This window comes from Bizionia gelidisalsuginis (genome assembly GCF_008086185.1).
Lineage (GTDB): Bacteria > Bacteroidota > Bacteroidia > Flavobacteriales > Flavobacteriaceae > Bizionia > Bizionia saleffrena.
In genome coordinates this window covers 1-1,124 of sequence record NZ_VSKN01000081.1, presented here as the reverse complement: position 1 = coordinate 1,124, position 1,124 = coordinate 1, and the positions used below count along the sequence as shown (strand labels likewise).

Sequence of the window (1,124 nt, the reverse complement as noted above, 5' to 3'; positions counted from 1 at the left end):
TTAAGTAAGGACAGAAAGAACCTGTCAGAACTAGCAAGAGAACTAGGTATCAAGGTTACTCTTTTATACAAGTGGCGTAAAGAATTTGAAGCTTTTGAATCGGGAAGTTTCCCAGGCAATGGTAATTTAAAACTTACACCAGAACAAGCACACATTGGAGACCTAGAAAGGAAATTGAAGGACATAGAGCTAGAACATAGTATCTTAAAAAAAGCAATCGGCATTTTCTCAAAGACCGATCGATGAAATATGCTTTCATAAAAAACAATGAAACTATTTTTCCGATTGATAAAATGTGTAAAGTTCTAGAGATAAATTTTAGTAGTTATTATAAGTGGAAACGGTCTTCTGCTAATAGTAATCTTTTATGGAAAGAACAGATTAAAAGGCTAATAACCCAGGTCTACTTTGAGTTTAAACAGCGTTATGGGAGTCCCAGGATTGCCATGGAGCTTCGAAAAAGAGGTTTTAAAGTATCGCGAATTACAGTTGCTAAATACATGAAAGAAATGGGATTACGCAGTAAATTGAGTAAGAAATTTAGAGTTACTACAGACTCTAAACATAATTACTTGCTTATGGACAACGTATTAAATCGTCAATTTAAACAAAACGAACCTTCTAAAGTTTGGGTTTCAGATATCACTTATATTGCTGTAAAAGAGGGTTTTCTGTATCTAACAACCATTATAGATTTATATGACAGAAAACTAATAGGTTGGAGTCTAAGTACTGGTATGGCTACAAATCAAACAACTTTGCCTGCATGGCGTATGGCTCTCAAAAATCGTAGAATTAGCAAAAAACTGATCTTTCACTCGGATCGTGGCGTACAATATGCTAATACTAAATTTGCCAATACGCTTGCTTCCTATAACGTTACACGAAGCATGAGTAGAAAAGGTAATTGTTGGGATAATGCAGTAGCTGAAAGCTTCTTTAAGTCCTTGAAATCCGAACTCATCTATGGAAACACGCTAATAACTAGAAAGGAAATGGAAAGAGATATCTTTGAATATATTGAACTTTGGTATAATAAAAAGAGAAGGCACTCAACACTCAATTATCTGACAATTAAAGAATTTAATAACTTAAAAATTAATTATAAATATGCTGCTTAACTT

At 33.5% G+C, this 1,124-nt stretch carries 2 protein-coding genes; both read left to right on the top strand.

What is annotated here, in order from left to right; all coding sequences use genetic code 11:
- Window positions 1-246, top strand: a 246-nt coding sequence (locus ES677_RS15765) for a transposase (protein ID WP_246124598.1), incomplete at its 5' end; no start/stop codon positions are given.
- Window positions 243-1,121, top strand: coding sequence for an IS3 family transposase (locus ES677_RS15125; protein ID WP_246124596.1), 879 nt, complete (start codon window positions 243-245; stop codon window positions 1,119-1,121). The genes ES677_RS15765 and ES677_RS15125, both read left to right, overlap by 4 nt.
- The last annotated feature ends 3 nt before the right edge of the window (window positions 1,122-1,124 follow it).

Excerpts from the sequence above, each read along its gene's own strand:
- ES677_RS15125 (WP_246124596.1), top strand. The coding sequence starts at position 243 with ATGAAATATGCTTTCATAAAAAACAATGAAACTATTTTTCCGATTGAT.